Origin of the sequence: Streptomyces sp. NPDC021562, assembly GCF_040640875.1 — a bacterium.
GTDB lineage: Bacteria > Actinomycetota > Actinomycetes > Streptomycetales > Streptomycetaceae > Streptomyces.
Genome location: NZ_JBFACN010000019.1, coordinates 106,896 through 121,741 on the forward strand (window position 1 = coordinate 106,896; position 14,846 = coordinate 121,741).

Sequence of the window (14,846 nt, forward strand, 5' to 3'; positions counted from 1 at the left end):
AGGTCGCTGCCCGGCGGCGCAGGCGGGCTCTGCCGGCGTGCGGTCGAACGGGGTCCGTCGAGCCGTCCCATGCCGCTCAGCGCTGGCTGGCAGGCTTGCCGGGAAGTGCGGCGCGGCTGCCCCGGCAGGAGTAGACGATCTCCACGGAACCACCGGGGAGGGCCCGCTCGTGCCGGAAGGTCAGTGCGGTGTCGGGGCTGAGCATGGGTGTCAGGTGCATACCGCCGCCGAACAGCATCGGCAGGACGACCAGTTCGAGGGTGTCGAGTGCGCCGAGGGCGTGGAACGTCCCGATCGTCCGCGGGCCACCGATGAGGTGGACGTCGCCACCCCGGTTGGCCGAGCGGAGCTTCTCCAGGAGCCGCACCGGGTCGCTGTCGGTCGTGACGTGGCCGGGGGTGCCGTCAGGACGGTGTGAGCCGAGGACGAACACGTCGAGGTCCGGCCACGGCCAGCGGTTGTTGGTCAGCGCGGGCTCGAAGGTGGTGCGGCCCATCAGCGCCGCCTCGCAACCGTCGAGGAACTCCCGGATGCCGTGGCTCTCGCCGGAGACGAACGAGGGGTCGGCGGTCAGGGCGGGCCACCCGCTCGGTGTGGTCACGTACCCATCGGCACTCATGCTCATACGGGCGCGGATCTGCATGGTTTCTCCCTCGGGCGGCCGGCGGACGACGGCCGGCTTCGTGGTCGGCAACCCGTACCGCCTGCTTCGGGGTCGGGCCTCTACTCAGTCGTCGAACGAGAACCCCGCCGATCGACACGCTCCCGAGAAATCCTCTCCCGTGACGGGATCAGGTGCCGACAGCCTCGGCACCCGGCCGCGTGTCCCACCCGGCGGCGGAAGACGGCACGACAGCGGGGCCCGGGACGCCCAACAGGTGGTTCGCACGCTCCGTGCGCAGGTGGAGCGCCGTACGGCCGGTGCGCTGCGTCGACACCAGGTCCGCCCCGCGCAGCGCGCCCAGGTGCTGGGAGACCGCGCTCGGTGTGATGCCCAGCCGGCCGGCGAGGGCTGTCGTCGTCATGGGTTCCGCCAGAGCGGCGAGGATCGCCGCCCTGGTGTGGCCGAGCACCGGGGCCAGACCCGTGAGCGTCTGAGGCGGAGGCTCCCAGAGCGAGCCGACACCCACCGCGGGATACCGGATCGACGCGGCGGTGACGGGCGACTTGTCGACACCCACGTTCGGCCAGTTGAAGACGCTGGGCAGCAGGACCAGACCATGTCCGCCGGCATCCACGACATGGGCCGTGTGCGGGCCGCGTCGGCCGTGCACCACCAACTGGCCCCCCTCCCACGCGACATCCCCGTGCAGCTCGGCGAAGAGCGCCTGGACTCCGCCGTCGACCAGGGTGAGCGCCCGCCTGCCGAGGTCGGCTTCCAGAACCGCGCGCATCCGGCCCCACTGCGGAGCGATCAGCACCTCGTGGCAGCGGTGCAGCGCCTCGGCGAGCCGCGGCAGCACCCGTGCCGGCGCGGGAACCTCCTCGGCCGGTACGCCCACGACGGCGCCGTACTCCCGCCGGAAGAACCCCTCCTCCGTGCCCCGGAGCAGGTCCAGCTCCGCCGCCATGGAAGGCAGCCGCTCCTGGGGCGCCGGGAACAGGAACGACGGCAGCGGCCCGGCGATCAGCGTCCGCAGCAACGGCATCTCACGCTCGCCTGCCAGAAGCGGCCGCGCCCTGCGCGCCCACGGCCGAAGCACCGCATGCCCGCCCGAACCCAACAGGACCCGCAGCGCCAGCACCGTCTCCCCCAGCGGCGAGACGGCGAACCGCACCTTCGCGACCGACGCCGCGGTGAACCTGATCTCGACCGCCATCCGAGCCGCCCCATCATGTAGCCGTGGCTGAACGATAGGCCGCCACCCGTCGTCACCCCCACGCTGTCCGGCATGGAGACCTTCACCTCGTACGACGGAACCGAGCTCGCCTACCGGGTGGTCGGGGACGGCCTGCCCCTGGTCTGCCTACCGGGCGGCCCGCAGGAGTCGGCCTACCTGGGCGAGCTCGGCGGCCTGTCCGCGCACCGGCAGTTGATCATGCTGGACCTTCGTGGCACCGGGCGCTCCGCGACGCCTGCGGACCTCACCTCCTGTCGCTGCGACCGGCTCGTCGCCGACGTGGAGGCGTTCCGTGAGCACCTGGGCCTGGACCGGATGGACCTGCTCGCCCATTCCGCGGGCGCGAACCTGGCCGTGCAGTACGCCGGCCGCTCTCCGGAACGCGTGGGCAGGATCGCGCTGATCACACCCAGCGTCCGCGCCGTCGGGATCGTGATCACCGGGGAACTGCGGCGCGAGACCGTCCGGCTGCGCCGGGACGAGTCGTGGTTCCCGGAGGCGTTCGCGGCCCTGGAAGCGATCGGCGCGGGCCGGACCACCGCCGACATGTGGCGGGCCGTCGCGCCGTTCTCATACGGCCGGTGGGACGAGGCCGCCCGGGCCCACAAGGCCGCCGAGGACGAGCAGATGAAGCCGGAGGTCATGGCCGCCTTCAACGCCGAGGGCGCGTACGACCCCGACGCCACTCGCCCGGCGCTCGCCCATGTCGAGTCACCGGTGCTCGTGCTCGCCGGGCAGGTCGACCCGGGCGCCCCTCCGCCCGCGGCGGCCGAACTCGCGCGGCTGTTCCCGAACGCCGAGTGCGTCGTCCAACCCGGAGCCGGGCACTTCCCGTGGCTCGACGACGCGGACCGTTTCGTGGCGGCGACCGCGGCATTCCTGAGGTGAGAGCCGACGCCACCAGGCGGAGTCACACCGGCACGACTGGGGGCAGCGGTTCCCGGGCTGCGTGCCAGGCAGCGGGAAGCGCGGCGACGCCCGTGCGGGCGGCGATCACCCCGCCCGCGATGGCGCAGGTGGTGTCGATGTCACCGCGCCCGGCGACGGTGAACCACAGGCCCTCGTGCAGGTCGTCGAGGTGCCCCGCCGCGCACCACAGAGCGTAGGGGACGGTGTCGGGGCCGGACATCGTGTAGCCCGAACCCAGGACCTCCGCGGCGTGCCGAACCGAGGTGCGCTCCGGCATCCGGGCCGCGACCCGCACCCCTGACCGGACGTCGCTGTCGGAGAGTCGTTCGGCGACTGCGTGGAGGAAGTCCCCCCGTGCCGGCGCGCATTCGCCCCTGCTGCGCGTTGCCAGCGCCGCGGCGAGGGCGACCGCCACCGCCGCGGCGACCGCCTCCGGGTGGTGGTGCGAGACCACGCTCTGGCGGGCGGCCTCCTCGGCGACCGCGTCGAGGTCGGCGGCGTGCCAGGCGCCGAGCGGGGCGACGCGCATGGCTGCGCCGTTGCCCCAGGAACCCTGGCCGCCGAACTGTCCGGCGACCACCTCCCGCCAGGGCTCGCCCGCGCCGATCCGGCGCAGCACGTCATGCATCGAGGCTCCGTACCCACGGTGCGTGTCGTCGGTGTAGGCGGCCGCGAAGCGCAGGGCGAGGCGGTCCTGGTCGACGACGCCGCCGCCCTCGACGAGTTCGCGGACGAGAGCGAGCGCCTGGGCGGTGTCGTCACTCCACCGCCACAGCGGCTCTGGGGGCAGCATCCGCGCTTCAAGGAATGCCGGACCCTCCCGGCGCAGGATGCCGAACCAGCAGTCACCGAAGGCGTCACCGAAGGCAAGCCCGTTCAGCGAGTCCAGTGCAGCGGTAGGCGCGTTGATCATCGGAGCAGTATCACAGGGCGACGATGCTCCGGCACTGCGGTTTTAGCGCGGACGTCCTTCTGGAGCGGGGTGCCCTCGCCCCGTACTGGTTTCGTAGGGTCCTAGGGAGGGGCCACGGACGGGAGCAGACGAATGCGGTCCCGTCCCGATCTGCTCCAGCGTCCTGCCGGGGCCTTCGTCACGGCGAAGGCGTGTGGCCCGGGATCAAGTGTGGGCCGCGGGCGCCGAGGACACCGAGGACCTCGTTGCGGGCTGCGCGGTGGAGCTCCGAGAAGAAGTGCTGGTCGATCCTGCCCTGATGAGCCCAGATACCGGCGAGCGACTCCGCGCAGAGCTGGGCCAGTACGCTGCTGAAGTCCTCGCTGCGAATGGTCCGGATCAGAGCCGACTCGACGAACGGGCCTGGGAAGTCCTCCAAGTACATCGCCGCGTCGTATTTCTCGTCCTCGCGCGCCGCGGGATCGTCGAGGATTCCGACGAGCAGGACCGCCTGTTCCTCGGGGGAGATCTCAGCCTCGCTCTCTGGCGGTGCCTCATCCGCGGTGCGAGGCCGCCTCTTCCCAAAGTGCCGCATAGGGATGCCGGTCGTTGTTCCCAAACTGGCGGTCAGGGACGCAGGTGGGCCAGTAGCTCTTCACCGGCTGGATATCCCCGCTCCTGGGGGAGCAGTCGAGTGGCTGCGTCCAGTTCACCGTCCCTGACAAGGGTGTGGATCTCGTGGGCGAGCGGAGTCACGTCGTTGATGGACACGATCCAGTCGTCCGCGTAACGCGATGACGCGTCACCCGAGAGCCCCAGTTGCAGCGAGCGGTACGGCAGTGGACGCAGGTGCAGGTCGCGTTCGGGATCCCACTGGACACGGGCCGGCGCGCCCTTGAGGTCACGCTGCCAGGCGCTGCGATCAGGATGCAGTCCGCTGACGTGACTCGACAGGCAGGCATGGCGCAGCGCCCAGTCGAAGCCGTCGCGAGTGATCTCTATGGCGAGGACGGTCTCCTGACCCTCCTTCGTGCCCCAGCCGGAGCGATACATCATCCACAGGAAACTGGGCTTGATCCAGGTCATGCGGCCACGCTTCCACGCCGCCGGAAAACGACCGTCCCGGACGGCAGGCAGTCCGATCTCAGGGCGGTACGCCTGGTAGACAGTGATCGTGGACGCCGTGTGGAGCGCGCGGATCCTGCGGAGCGGTTCTTCCATGGCGTACAGCGTGGACCCGGTCAGCGCAGGTGACCACCGATTTTCGAACCCGTTGCTCGATCCGGCGGAGCAGGATGGACGGTGAGGGCGACGGTGCGGTGTCGCCGTATCCGTCGTCGCGTCTTGGCGTGGCCCCAGGGTTCTGCTCGGCGGGCCTCCGGACCAGCGCGTGACTCCACGGTCGTCAGGAAGCCGCGGATTTGCCGAGCTTCCCCAGCTGCGCCCTGATGATCTCTTCTGGTACGGCAGCCGGGTCCCTGTCTTCCGGCCCTCGGGGGCGGTTGAACTCGTAGAACATGGCGACCGTCGCGCCTAGCCGAACGGCCACCACCGCATAGGGAACTCGGACGGGGTCGTCGTCCTCACTCTCCGCTGCGAGCTGTGTGAGCCGCAGGGACACGGACTCATCGCCGTAGCCGGGGTCGGGCTGGAGTACGGCCTCGTCGCACCGGAAGCCCACCCCGACGTCCTTGAAGGTCCTGCACCGCTTGGCGGCCGTTCGGAGTGCGTCGATCACCCGCGTGGCATCCCCGGCTCCGTGCGACGCAAGGATCATGGATGCTCCGGGGCCGTGGTCCTTCGAGGAAATCATCCGGCCGACGCGCGCGGTGGCTCTGAAGCCGCTGCTTCCCCCCAATGCCTCAACGACGGGCGCGCATTCGGCAGGATCCGCCGTACGGTGCGACGCCGCGGGGCCGGCCAGGATCCGTTCGACCTCGTAGCCGTCGAGATCCGCGTCCGTGACGGCCACCCGCTCCAGGTCCGCCTTGCCCAGCGGCTTGTCCTCCACGCCGGCCGCCTTGGTCTCGTCCGACGCTGTGCCTCCCCCAGACCCCTGCCCTGACTCGCATGCGGCGAGCGTCAAGAAGGTCAAGAGCGCCGTTGCCATGGCGGCCCGTGGCTGACGAACCACTGTCTCCCCCACCCGTTGGACTGAACGAGCCTGCGCAGGTTCCCGCAGGCTCAAAAGGCCCCTCGAGCCCTCCACTTCGTCTCAGAGCGCCACGCTGCACAGTAGATCGTCAGATCGGGAAGGGGGACGGATTTTGGGGTCGAGGGGCCACGTGGTGGAGGGCTGTGGCGCGGCCCCGGGGACGGGTGCGGTCGGTGGTTCAGTCGGCAAGGGGGCCTGTGGGGACGGCCGCTACCGCTGCCGCGGTCATCTGCCGTGCGGTGGTCACCATACTGGCGATCGCGTCGTCGGGGGTCAGGCCGCAGAGGTCGATCAGGGCGAACAGCGACTCGGCACTGATCACGAGGGCGAGACCGCGCACCAGTTGCTCCACCTCCGCCTGCCCGGCGGAGCCGCATCTGTCGGCCCAGGGGGCGAGGGCGTGCTCGACGAGACCGAAGCGGTGGGCGGGACGAGTCCTGGCCGCCGAGGGTTTCGCGATGGTCGAGGCGACGATCACCCGGACGGCGCCCTGCCTGCGCAGCACCGCCCGGCCCAGGATCTCGGCGGCCTGACCGATCCGTTCGACCGGGTCGTCGCTGCGCGTCGCCGATCGCAGGACCGCGACCAGGTCCTCCGCCATCACGGCCGTACGCAGGAGCGAGAGGAGGTCGGGAAAGTAGCGATAGGCGGTCGCTTCCGAGACCCTCGCCTCGGCCGCGACCTGGGGCATCGTGATCTCCGCCCCGGTGTCGGCGAGCTCGCGGGCGGCCGCCACGATCGCCGACCTGGTGCGTTCCATCTGACTGCTGAGCCCGTTCGGGCGACTCCGCTCGGCCATGATCGTCCTTTCCTGCCGACCGAGAGCATACCGGCGCGACCACCCTCATGAGAGTGCGCTCTTTTTTTGAGAGTTCACTTGCATGGCGGGCGGGACTGATCATATGGTCCTGGCGTCGGTCAACCACCAGCCAGGGAGACTTCATGACCCAGGTGTCGATCATCGGTCCCGGTGAGGGCGAGCTCATCGCCAGCGGGCCGTCGACCATCCGGATCCTCGAGGACGGCAGCAACACCGAGCACCGCCTGGGAATGGGTGAGATCACCATCCCCCCGCACACCCCTGGCCCTCCGCAGCACCGTCATTCACAGCACGACGAGGGCTTCTACGTACTGTCCGGTCGGGTGCGCTTCACCGTCGGGCAGGACGACCACGACGCCGAAGCGGGCACGTGGGTCATGGTCCCGCCGGGTGCGCCGCACACCTTCGCCAACGTGAGTGACGAGACGGCGGTCATGCTCAACACCTTCACGCCTGACCTGTACGTGCAGTACTTCCGCGATCTGAAGGCGATGGTCGACTCCGGGCAGCCGCTGTCGCACGACTCCATCGCGGCGGTCTGGACGAAGTACGGCACCGAACCGTCGAGCGACTACGCCTCGTGAACGCGCTGTTGGCGGCCAACGCCGTCGCCGCCGTCGCCGGCATCGCCTTCGCCCTGGTGGGAGGCGTGCGTCCGGCGGCGCTGAGTGAGAGCGGCACGCCGACCGCCGGGGAGCGTTTCTACGGCTGGATGTACGCGACCAGGGGCGTGCCGCTGGGGGTGGCGGCCGTCCTCGCACCGATCGCGTGGCCGGGGCCGGCCAGTTCACTCATTCTGTCCGCGGCCGCCGCGGCCCAGGTGGGCGACGCCGCCATCGGGGTCGCCACCCGGAAGTGGACGATGATCGCGGGCGCCTCGCTCCTCACGGTCATCCACACGGCGACGGCCGCCGCCACCGCGTGAAGCCGCCCGGGAGACGGCCGGCGTTCTCCCACGCGTCCTAGGAACGGATGTGCGCCCGGGCCTGCTCGATCCAGCCCGAGACGGCCTTGGCCCCGCACCTCTCGGCGACCGACTCCGCGTCGTCGAGGTGGTGGTACGCCGTCGACAGGTCGCCGGTTTCGGCCGCGAGGTAGGCCAGCGCCACCAGGCCGGCCGCTTCCCCGGGTCCGAAGCCGATCTCCCGGCGCAGAGTCACCGATTCGGTCAACCGCTCGCGGGCCAGGTCGAAGTGACCCGCGTCCTTGTCGGTGAAGCCGAGATGACGGATCGCATAGGACATCGTCATCCGGTCGTCGACGGAGGTCGCCCGCGCGTAGGACCGCTCGAAGTACGGTCTGCCGGTGGCACCGTCACCCTTCACCACCTGGTGCCAGCAGCCGATCCAGAACAGCGCTTCCGCCTCACCGGAGGCGTCCCCCAGACGCCCGTACAACTCGGCCGCGCGCTCGAACAGCACCAGTTCCTGGCTGCTCTCCTCGCGGTCCTCCAGGAAGCGGACGTGCATCACCTTGCCCCGCGCCAGGCAGAGCGGGGCCTCGACCGCGTCGAGCACGTCGTCGGATCGCTCCAGCGCGGACCTGTCCCCGACGAACATCGCCGCTTCGAACAGCTCTCCCGCGCGTTCGATCCAGTCCTGTCCGTGCATACCCCGAACCCTCCCCGTCGGACGATGGCAGCGTCGAGCCTCTCCCCGCGCGCCCAGCGGAAGCCGGGAGTCGGTGGCGTCCCCGGCTCGCGCCTGAAAACCCTACGCCCAGCAGCCGTTGACGGTCGCGGCCAGGCCGTCCATCGCGTCCTTGATGGCGTTGGGGTCGGCCGTGGAGCCGTTCTCGACGAAGGAGAACACCTTCCACCGGCCGTCCTTGCCCAGCGTCAGGCCGCTCAGCGCGATGGCGCCGGTGAGGGTGCCCGTCTTGGCGTGCACCTTGCCGACGGCGCACTCGGAGTGGGGGTCGTCGAAGCGGCCGTACTCGGGACCGAGGGTGCTGCCGGCCTCCCCGGAGACGGGCAGGCCGTCGAGGACGGAGCTGAGGGTGTGCGCGTACCGCGGTTCCGTCAGCAGTTCGAGGATCTGCGCGAGGGTGGCGGCCGGGATGCGGTCGGCCCGGGACAGACCGCTGCCGTCGTAGAGCTCGAAGTGGTCGAGGGACACGCCGTACACGTGGCTCAGGATGTGGCGCACCACCTCGGTGCCCCCCTCGAAGGTGGCCGGCCGGCCCGCCCCCAGGGCGGTCATCCGCAACAGCGTCTCGGCGATGTCGTTGTCGCTGTGCTTGAGCATCGTGTGCACGATGTCCGACAGCGGCGCCGACTGATGACGGGCCACCGGTACGTCGCGGGTCCCCGCGGTGGCGCGGGTGACGTCGCCGTCGACGGTGACTCCGGCATCGACGAGCTGCTGGGCGAAGACCTGACCGGCGTCGATCGATGTGTCCTGGACGCCGCGCCCGTCGACCACGAGGGCCCGGACCGGGGCGACGGTGTCCGGGTAGTAGCCGTCGTTCCAGCCGTTGGCCAGGGTGGGCTCGGGGAACAGGCTGTCGTCCACCGCGACCTTCACGGAGGTCAGGCCCGCCGCCTTCAGCCCGGCCACCGCGGTCTTCGCGAGCTCGGCGAGGTCGGCGGTGGTCAGGGTGCGGTCGCCGCCGCCGACGAGGGTGAGGGTGCCGTCGCCGTAGACGACCTTCGTGGTGAACCGGTGGTCCGGGCCGAGCACGGTCAGGGCCGCGGTCGAGGTGGCGAGCTTGGCGTTGGACGCCGGCATCAGCGCGGTGGCCGCGTCGTGGCCCCAGACGGTGGTGTCCGACGTGGCGTCCAGGACCACGCCACTGACGTCGGAGCCCAGCCGCTGGTCGAGCACACGGGTCTCGAGGTTGGCGGCCATCTGCTGGTCGTCGGCGTCCGCGGCACCGGTCTTGGCCGTCACCCCGGTCTTGCCCGCTGCGAAGGCGGAGGGACCCGCCAGCGCGGCCGAGGCGACCGGTACGGCGAGGGCGAGGACGAGGGCCCGGCGAAGACCCGTGCCCGTACCGCTCGGCCGGGGTCTGCGATGCAGGCGCCGGCCTTCCGGGCGGAAGGTTTCCGCCGGCGATGCAGCAGCTGTGTCGTTCATGGGTGTCGGCCGACTTTCGGAACGGGGCGTGATCAGGAGGAGAAGCGAGCGCAGAGTATCAGCTGCCCCAGGGGCCTCATGTGTACCAACTGCGTTGGCGCGTAGCCGAGTTGTGAAAGGACGCCGACCGGGTGACGCCGGCTGGTCCGCGCCTCGCAGAGGGACACCTCCGACCGGATACAGTGCGCGAGAGGGCAGCTTGGTCAGGGAGGGGAAACGTGACCGACACCAGCGACACCCGGGTCGCCGACGGCGAGGCACCGGCACCGCGGCGGAGTCTGCGCCACCGCCTGAAGCGCTACCGCCCCCTGATCGCCCCCGTCCTGTTGTGGGCGGTGCCCTGCTGCGTGCTCCTGTACACCGGCCAGCACTGGCCGCTGCCCGTCACGCCGGTCGGCACCGCCCTGTTCGTCCTCGGCCTCCTCGGCATGCCGCTCGCGATGGTGCGCGGCCACGGCCCGCGTCAGCGGGACCTGGCGGCGATCGTCGGTGACACCCTGCTGGGCGCGAGCTGGGTCCTGTTCACCTGGTCCGTTCTGCTCGGCCTCTTCCTGCGGCTCGCCCTGACCGTGGCCGGCGTCGGCGCGAGTGAGGACCGGGCCCGGATCGTCGCGTGGGCCGTCCTCGGCGTCACCGCCGCCCTGCTGGCCTGGGGATACGTCGAGGCCCGCCGCGTGCCACGCGTGCGCCGGCTCGACGTGCCGCTCCCGCGGCTGGGTGCCGGGCTGGACGGCCTGCGCGTCGCCCTCATCACCGACACCCACTACGGCCCGCTCGATCGCGCCCGCTGGTCGGCACGGGTGTGCGAGACGGTGAACGCGCTGGAGGCCGACCTGGTCTGCCACACCGGTGACATCGCGGACGGCACGGCCGCCCGCCGCCGCGCCCAGGCGCTCCCGCTCGGCACGGTGCGGGCCAGTCGGGCCCGGGTGTACGTCACCGGCAACCACGAGTACTACAGCGAGGCCCAGGGCTGGGTCGACCTCATGGACGAGCTGGGCTGGGAGCCGCTGCGCAACCGCCATCTGCTGCTCGAACGCGGCGGCGACACCCTCGTGGTCGCGGGCGTGGACGACGTCACCGCCGAGTCCTCCGGTCTGGCGGGGCACCGTGCCCACCTCGCCGGGGCCCTGCACGGCGTCGACCCGGACCTTCCCGTCCTGCTGCTGGCCCACCAGCCCAAGTTCGTCGACCGGGCGGCGGCCGCCGGCGTCGATCTCCAGCTCTCCGGCCACACCCACGGCGGCCAGATCTGGCCCTTCCACCACCTGGTCCGCATCGACCAGCCCGTCCTCGCCGGCCTCAGCCACCACGGCGGCCGCACCCTCCTCTACACCAGTCGCGGCACCGGCTTCTGGGGGCCGCCCTTCCGGGTCTTCGCCCCCAGCGAGATCACGCTGCTCGTCCTCCGCTCCCCGCACCTGCCCGCCGCACCCTGACAGCGGCCCGCAGCGGCAGGCCGGCCGGCCCTTGCCCGCACGCCGCCGGACTTCTTCGTGCCCGCCGCGCTCAGGGACGGGAGGTGGTCAGTGGCCGTCTCGGTGGACGTGCGCCGCCGCGAGCAGGAGATAGCCGGCGGCCGTCCAGGTGTAGGCACGGTCGCGCAGGCCGGTGCCGGTGAGGGCGTCGAAGTTCTCGGCGAAGCCGTGGCTCTCGCACAGGGTGCGGAAGCGGGCGCTGATGTCGTCGGCGAGGCGTTGGTGGCCGGCGCGGCGCAGGCCGTCCTCGACGAGCACGGTGGCGGGGGCCCAGATCGGACCGCGCCAGTAGCCGTCGGCGAGGTAGTGCGGTGAGGTGGGCAGTTCGGTGGCCAGGCCGTGCGGCGTGAGGTGGGCCCGGATGCGGTCGGCCAGGGCGCTGCTGACCGCGTCGGGCAGGTGCTCGCCCAGCGCGACGGGCATCAGGTCGAGGAGGCTGGCGCTGCTCCAGGTTTCCCCGCCGGCGACTCCCCGGGCGACGAACCGCTCCCCGGTCCAGAGCTGGTCGAGCAGTGCGGCCTGGGTCTCCTCGGCCACGGCCGTCCAGCGGCGCGCCGCGTCGTTCCGGCCCAGTTCCCCGGCGAGAGAGGCGAGTTCGCGCAGCTGGAGCACGAGGAAGGCGGCCAGGTCGGCGGTGACGACGACGCGCTCGGGGTCGAAGGTGGTGGCGTTGTCCCACCCGCTGTCGTTGCCGTGCTGGTAGTGGGGCAGTTCGGCGCCGGGGGCTCGTCGCGCGGTGCGCCAGAAGGCGGTCCAGCGCTCCAACCGGTCGTATGCCTCGGCCAGTTGGTCTTGGCCGAGCGGTTGTGGGAGGAGGCGGCGCAGGTGGCCGAAGGCCCAGCCGTGGATGGGCGGTTTGACGAAGTTGTAGAGGACCTCGGAGTGGGTGACCGAGTCGGGCAGGGCGCCGGCGGCGTCCTGGTGGTCGAAGGGCAGAGCGAACTGGTCCAGGGCGAGTTCGGGGCAACCCGGTGCGAGAGCCAGGGCGTTGAAGCAGTGGTCCCAGCTCCAGACCTTGTCCATCCAGTGCTTGGACATCAGCACGGCGGGCCGGGTGACCAGGCCGGCCGGCCGTACGGTCGCCGACCAGAGGACGTAGGCGGCGAGTTCGGCGGCCGGTGTGGCGGCCGAGCGCCAGGGGGCGACGGCGTCGGCGAAGTACGCGAACGCACGCCGCGCGGATTCCACCACGTCGTCGAAGGTCTCCGCGGACACGTACGGCGGGCGCGCGGTGTCGAGTTCGTCGATCGCGATCTCCCAGGTCCCGTCCGCGTCCGCGGTCACGGCGACTCCGCGGTCGGTGTCGGCGCCCAGGGCCTGCGCCCCGGTCACGTCGGTGAGGGTGCCGGACAGCACGGTGACGCGGTAGCGGCGCCCGGTCTCGTACGACGTGAAGACGTGTCCGTCGGCCGCCGGGTCGTGGAAGAAGTACGTTCCGCTGAACGGGGTCAGGGTCCGCGCGGTGGCGAGGACTCCGATGCCCAGGCCGCGGCCCCGCAGGCGTACGGTGTCCGGCGACGCGTAGGCGAGGTCGACGCGCCCGCTCTCGCCGAGCCAGCTGAGCAGGCCCGGTGTCGCCTCGACGCGGGTCTCCGCGCGGGCGCCCGTCGCCGAAGTGGCCGGGGGGACCAGGGGGACCAGGCGCAGGACGCCGTGCATGCCGTTCTGGTGGGACACGAGGTGGAGGTCTTCGGCGTACGTGTGCTGCGCCACCACGGGCGAGATGTCGAACCAGGATCCGTGGGTGCTGAACGGGATGTCGTGGACGGCGAAGGCCGGGCCGGGCGGGGCGGCGGTCATGGTGGCGTGACTCGTTTCTGGGAGCAGGGGCAGCGGCGGACCGGTGTCGGCGAGTCGGCGGTGTTCAGTCCTTGACGGCGCCGGCGGTCACACCGGCGGAGACGTACCGCTGGGCGAGGACGAGGATCACGGCGGCCGGCAGCGAGGCCACGACGGCGGTGGCCATGATGGCGTTCCACTGCTGGTTGTTGTTGCCGATGTAGTGGTAGATGCCGAGGGTGATCGGCTCATGGGCGCCGCCGTTGACCAGGGTGCTGGCGAAGACGAAGTCGGACCAGGACCACAGGAAGGCGAACAGGGACACCGTGACGACGGCGTTGCGGCTCATCGGCAGTACGACGGACCAGAAGGTGCGCATCCGGTTCGCTCCGTCCACCTGTGCGGCCTGGAGGAGTTCGCCGGGGATGCCGGACATGAAGGCCGTGAAGATCAGCACCGCGAACGGCACGGCCAGGGTCGAGTCGGCGACGATCAGGCCGGAGACGGACTGGAGCAGGCCGAGCTGGAGGTAGACGACGTAGAAGCCCATCGCCATGATGATGCCGGGGATCATCTGCGCGGCCAGCAGGACGAAACTCAGTACGCCGCCGCCGCGGGGGCGCAGTGCGGCCAGCGCGTAGCCGGCGGGGGCGGCCAGGGCCACGGTCAGCGCCACGGTGCCCAGACCGACGACGAGGCTGGTGCCGAGGTAGGGCACCTGCTCGGCCAGGACGGTGCGGTAGCCGGCCAGGGTGCCGTGCAGCGGCAGCAGGTCCGGTGGGCTCTTGCGCATGTCCTGGTCGCGGGTGAGGGAGACGTTGAGCATCCAGTAGACCGGGAACAGCATGATCCCGGTCAGCAGGACGCCGATCGTGGTCTTCACCCGGGTGCGCCTGCCTCTGCCGGTCATGACAGCGCCTGCTTCCGCTGTACGCGGACGTGGACCAGGCCGAAGACCAGCGCGGCGACCACGAGCAGGTTGCCGACGGCCGCGCCCGGGCCGAAGGCGGGCAGCAGGTTGCCGAAGCCGAGCTGGTAGGACCAGGTGGCGAAGGTGGTGGAGGAGTCGGCCGGGCCGCCCTTCGTCATGATCCAGATGATGTCGAAGACCTTGAGCGTGTAGACCAGCCCCAGCAGCAGGGTGATCGCGGACACCGGGCGCAGCAGCGGGAAGGTGATGGACCAGAACCGGCGCCAGGCTCCCGCTCCGTCCAGCGCGGCGGCCTCGTACAGGCCGGCCGGGATGGACTGGAGGCCGCTGTGGAGCACGACCAGGTTGAACGGGACGCCGATCCAGATGTTCGCGATGATCACCGAGGTCAGCGACCAGGACGGCGAGGTCAGCCAGTTCACCGGTGCGACGCCGACGGCGTGCAGGGCGGCGTTGACGATCCCGGAGTCGCTGTTGAGCATCCACGACCAGGTGGAGGCCGACACGATGAGCGGCAGCAGCCACGGTACGAGGAACAGGGCGCGCAGGGTCGCCGACAGAGGGAAGTTCTGGTTGAAGAAGACGGCGAGGGCGAGCCCGATGGCGTACTGGAAGACCAGGCACACGGCGGTGAAGAGGACGGTGTGCAGGAGGGCCGGGGTGAAGGTCGGGTCGTCGAAGACGGTGCGGTAGTTCGCCAGGCCGGTGAACGGCGCGTCGCCCTGGACGAACGAGCGGACGGTGTAGTCGCGCAGGCTGAGGTCGAGGTTTCGGTAGAGCGGATAGGCGTAGAAGAGGGCGAGATAGACGGTCACGGGCGCGAGGAACGCCCAGGCGGTCCACTGGGTCGAGGTGGGCCGGGGGCGTGTGCCGCCGTGGGCCGGGGGCGCGGCGGCTGCGTGCGCCGTCGCGTCCCGGAGGTGTGCGGGACTGTGGTCCGGCGGACGGGTGGTCTGCTTCATGG

At 71.2% G+C, this 14,846-nt stretch carries 16 protein-coding genes; 4 read left to right on the forward strand and 12 right to left on the reverse strand.

The window, feature by feature from the left end:
- Positions 1 to 76: 76 nt before the first annotated feature.
- Both AB0G52_RS27810 and AB0G52_RS27815 read right to left on the reverse strand, forming a co-directional pair.
- Positions 77 to 643, reverse strand: coding sequence for a dihydrofolate reductase family protein (locus tag AB0G52_RS27810; protein WP_132891067.1), 567 nt, complete (start codon positions 641 to 643; stop codon positions 77 to 79).
- 148 nt (positions 644 to 791) lie between these two features.
- Entirely contained in the window at positions 792 to 1,820 is a 1,029-nt protein-coding gene (locus AB0G52_RS27815; protein WP_361339722.1) for a DUF5937 family protein, read from the reverse strand.
- Positions 1,821 to 1,892: 72 nt separating this feature from the next.
- Here AB0G52_RS27815 and AB0G52_RS27820 point away from each other — a divergent pair, with 72 nt between their 5' ends.
- Positions 1,893 to 2,729: an alpha/beta hydrolase gene (locus AB0G52_RS27820; protein WP_361339725.1), complete on the forward strand. Its 837-nt coding sequence runs from the start codon at positions 1,893 to 1,895 to the stop codon at positions 2,727 to 2,729.
- Between the two features lie 22 nt (positions 2,730 to 2,751).
- Here AB0G52_RS27820 and AB0G52_RS27825 read toward each other — a convergent pair whose 3' ends face one another.
- The 5 genes from AB0G52_RS27825 to AB0G52_RS27845 form a co-directional block, all read right to left on the reverse strand.
- The gene (locus AB0G52_RS27825) at positions 2,752 to 3,663 is read right to left on the reverse strand and encodes an ADP-ribosylglycohydrolase family protein (RefSeq protein ID WP_132891070.1); all 912 of its coding nucleotides are present in this window, start codon (positions 3,661 to 3,663) and stop codon (positions 2,752 to 2,754) included.
- A gap of 178 nt (positions 3,664 to 3,841) precedes the next feature.
- The gene (locus AB0G52_RS27830) at positions 3,842 to 4,237 is read right to left on the reverse strand and encodes a hypothetical protein (protein WP_361339728.1); all 396 of its coding nucleotides are present in this window, start codon (positions 4,235 to 4,237) and stop codon (positions 3,842 to 3,844) included.
- Positions 4,238 to 4,269: 32 nt separating this feature from the next.
- On the reverse strand, positions 4,270 to 4,863 hold the full coding sequence (locus AB0G52_RS27835) for a DUF4291 domain-containing protein (RefSeq protein ID WP_132891072.1): 594 nt from the start codon (positions 4,861 to 4,863) through the stop codon (positions 4,270 to 4,272).
- 184 nt (positions 4,864 to 5,047) lie between these two features.
- The gene (locus AB0G52_RS27840) at positions 5,048 to 5,653 is read right to left on the reverse strand and encodes a hypothetical protein (protein ID WP_361339731.1); all 606 of its coding nucleotides are present in this window, start codon (positions 5,651 to 5,653) and stop codon (positions 5,048 to 5,050) included.
- A 322-nt stretch (positions 5,654 to 5,975) separates the two neighbouring features.
- Positions 5,976 to 6,596 (reverse strand): TetR family transcriptional regulator, encoded by a 621-nt coding sequence (locus AB0G52_RS27845; RefSeq protein WP_361339734.1) that lies wholly within the window; start codon positions 6,594 to 6,596, stop codon positions 5,976 to 5,978.
- Positions 6,597 to 6,739: 143 nt separating this feature from the next.
- On the opposite strand from AB0G52_RS27845, the gene AB0G52_RS27850 reads away from it, so the two are divergent.
- Both AB0G52_RS27850 and AB0G52_RS27855 read left to right on the forward strand, forming a co-directional pair.
- Positions 6,740 to 7,201, forward strand: coding sequence for a cupin domain-containing protein (locus AB0G52_RS27850; protein WP_132891075.1), 462 nt, complete (start codon positions 6,740 to 6,742; stop codon positions 7,199 to 7,201).
- Complete coding sequence (locus tag AB0G52_RS27855) at positions 7,198 to 7,542, forward strand: hypothetical protein (RefSeq protein WP_361339737.1); 345 nt, start codon at positions 7,198 to 7,200, stop codon at positions 7,540 to 7,542. The genes AB0G52_RS27850 and AB0G52_RS27855 overlap by 4 nt, the downstream gene beginning before the upstream one ends.
- Positions 7,543 to 7,579: 37 nt before the next feature.
- On the opposite strand, the gene AB0G52_RS27860 is transcribed toward AB0G52_RS27855, so the two are convergent.
- Positions 7,580 to 8,227, reverse strand: a complete 648-nt coding sequence (locus AB0G52_RS27860) for a tetratricopeptide repeat protein (RefSeq protein ID WP_361339740.1) — start codon at positions 8,225 to 8,227, stop codon at positions 7,580 to 7,582.
- Between the two features lie 102 nt (positions 8,228 to 8,329).
- Positions 8,330 to 9,694, reverse strand: a complete 1,365-nt coding sequence (dacB, locus tag AB0G52_RS27865; RefSeq protein ID WP_361339743.1) for a D-alanyl-D-alanine carboxypeptidase/D-alanyl-D-alanine-endopeptidase — start codon at positions 9,692 to 9,694, stop codon at positions 8,330 to 8,332.
- A gap of 218 nt (positions 9,695 to 9,912) precedes the next feature.
- Here dacB and AB0G52_RS27870 point away from each other — a divergent pair, with 218 nt between their 5' ends.
- Positions 9,913 to 11,133: a metallophosphoesterase gene (locus tag AB0G52_RS27870; protein WP_361339746.1), complete on the forward strand. Its 1,221-nt coding sequence runs from the start codon at positions 9,913 to 9,915 to the stop codon at positions 11,131 to 11,133.
- A gap of 87 nt (positions 11,134 to 11,220) precedes the next feature.
- Here AB0G52_RS27870 and AB0G52_RS27875 read toward each other — a convergent pair whose 3' ends face one another.
- The 3 genes from AB0G52_RS27875 to AB0G52_RS27885 form a co-directional block, all read right to left on the reverse strand.
- Positions 11,221 to 12,972, reverse strand: coding sequence for a trehalase family glycosidase (locus AB0G52_RS27875; protein ID WP_361339749.1), 1,752 nt, complete (start codon positions 12,970 to 12,972; stop codon positions 11,221 to 11,223).
- 64 nt (positions 12,973 to 13,036) lie between these two features.
- Entirely contained in the window at positions 13,037 to 13,861 is an 825-nt protein-coding gene (locus AB0G52_RS27880) for a carbohydrate ABC transporter permease (RefSeq protein WP_361339752.1), read from the reverse strand.
- Positions 13,858 to 14,844 (reverse strand): sugar ABC transporter permease, encoded by a 987-nt coding sequence (locus tag AB0G52_RS27885; protein ID WP_132891081.1) that lies wholly within the window; start codon positions 14,842 to 14,844, stop codon positions 13,858 to 13,860. Before AB0G52_RS27885 ends, AB0G52_RS27880 begins: the two co-directional genes overlap by 4 nt.
- Positions 14,845 to 14,846: the final 2 nt, after the last annotated feature.

Excerpts from the sequence above, each read along its gene's own strand:
- AB0G52_RS27810 (WP_132891067.1), bottom strand. The coding sequence starts at position 643 with ATGCAGATCCGCGCCCGTATGAGCATGAGTGCCGATGGGTACGTGACC.
- AB0G52_RS27815 (WP_361339722.1), bottom strand. The coding sequence starts at position 1,820 with ATGGCGGTCGAGATCAGGTTCACCGCGGCGTCGGTCGCGAAGGTGCGG.
- AB0G52_RS27820 (WP_361339725.1), top strand. The coding sequence starts at position 1,893 with ATGGAGACCTTCACCTCGTACGACGGAACCGAGCTCGCCTACCGGGTG.
- AB0G52_RS27825 (WP_132891070.1), bottom strand. The coding sequence starts at position 3,663 with ATGATCAACGCGCCTACCGCTGCACTGGACTCGCTGAACGGGCTTGCC.
- AB0G52_RS27830 (WP_361339728.1), bottom strand. The coding sequence starts at position 4,237 with ATGCGGCACTTTGGGAAGAGGCGGCCTCGCACCGCGGATGAGGCACCG.
- AB0G52_RS27835 (WP_132891072.1), bottom strand. The coding sequence starts at position 4,863 with ATGGAAGAACCGCTCCGCAGGATCCGCGCGCTCCACACGGCGTCCACG.
- AB0G52_RS27845 (WP_361339734.1), bottom strand. The coding sequence starts at position 6,596 with ATGGCCGAGCGGAGTCGCCCGAACGGGCTCAGCAGTCAGATGGAACGC.
- AB0G52_RS27850 (WP_132891075.1), top strand. The coding sequence starts at position 6,740 with ATGACCCAGGTGTCGATCATCGGTCCCGGTGAGGGCGAGCTCATCGCC.
- AB0G52_RS27860 (WP_361339740.1), bottom strand. The coding sequence starts at position 8,227 with ATGCACGGACAGGACTGGATCGAACGCGCGGGAGAGCTGTTCGAAGCG.
- dacB (WP_361339743.1), bottom strand. The coding sequence starts at position 9,694 with ATGAACGACACAGCTGCTGCATCGCCGGCGGAAACCTTCCGCCCGGAA.
- AB0G52_RS27875 (WP_361339749.1), bottom strand. The coding sequence starts at position 12,972 with ATGACCGCCGCCCCGCCCGGCCCGGCCTTCGCCGTCCACGACATCCCG.
- AB0G52_RS27880 (WP_361339752.1), bottom strand. The coding sequence starts at position 13,861 with ATGACCGGCAGAGGCAGGCGCACCCGGGTGAAGACCACGATCGGCGTC.
- AB0G52_RS27885 (WP_132891081.1), bottom strand. The coding sequence starts at position 14,844 with ATGAAGCAGACCACCCGTCCGCCGGACCACAGTCCCGCACACCTCCGG.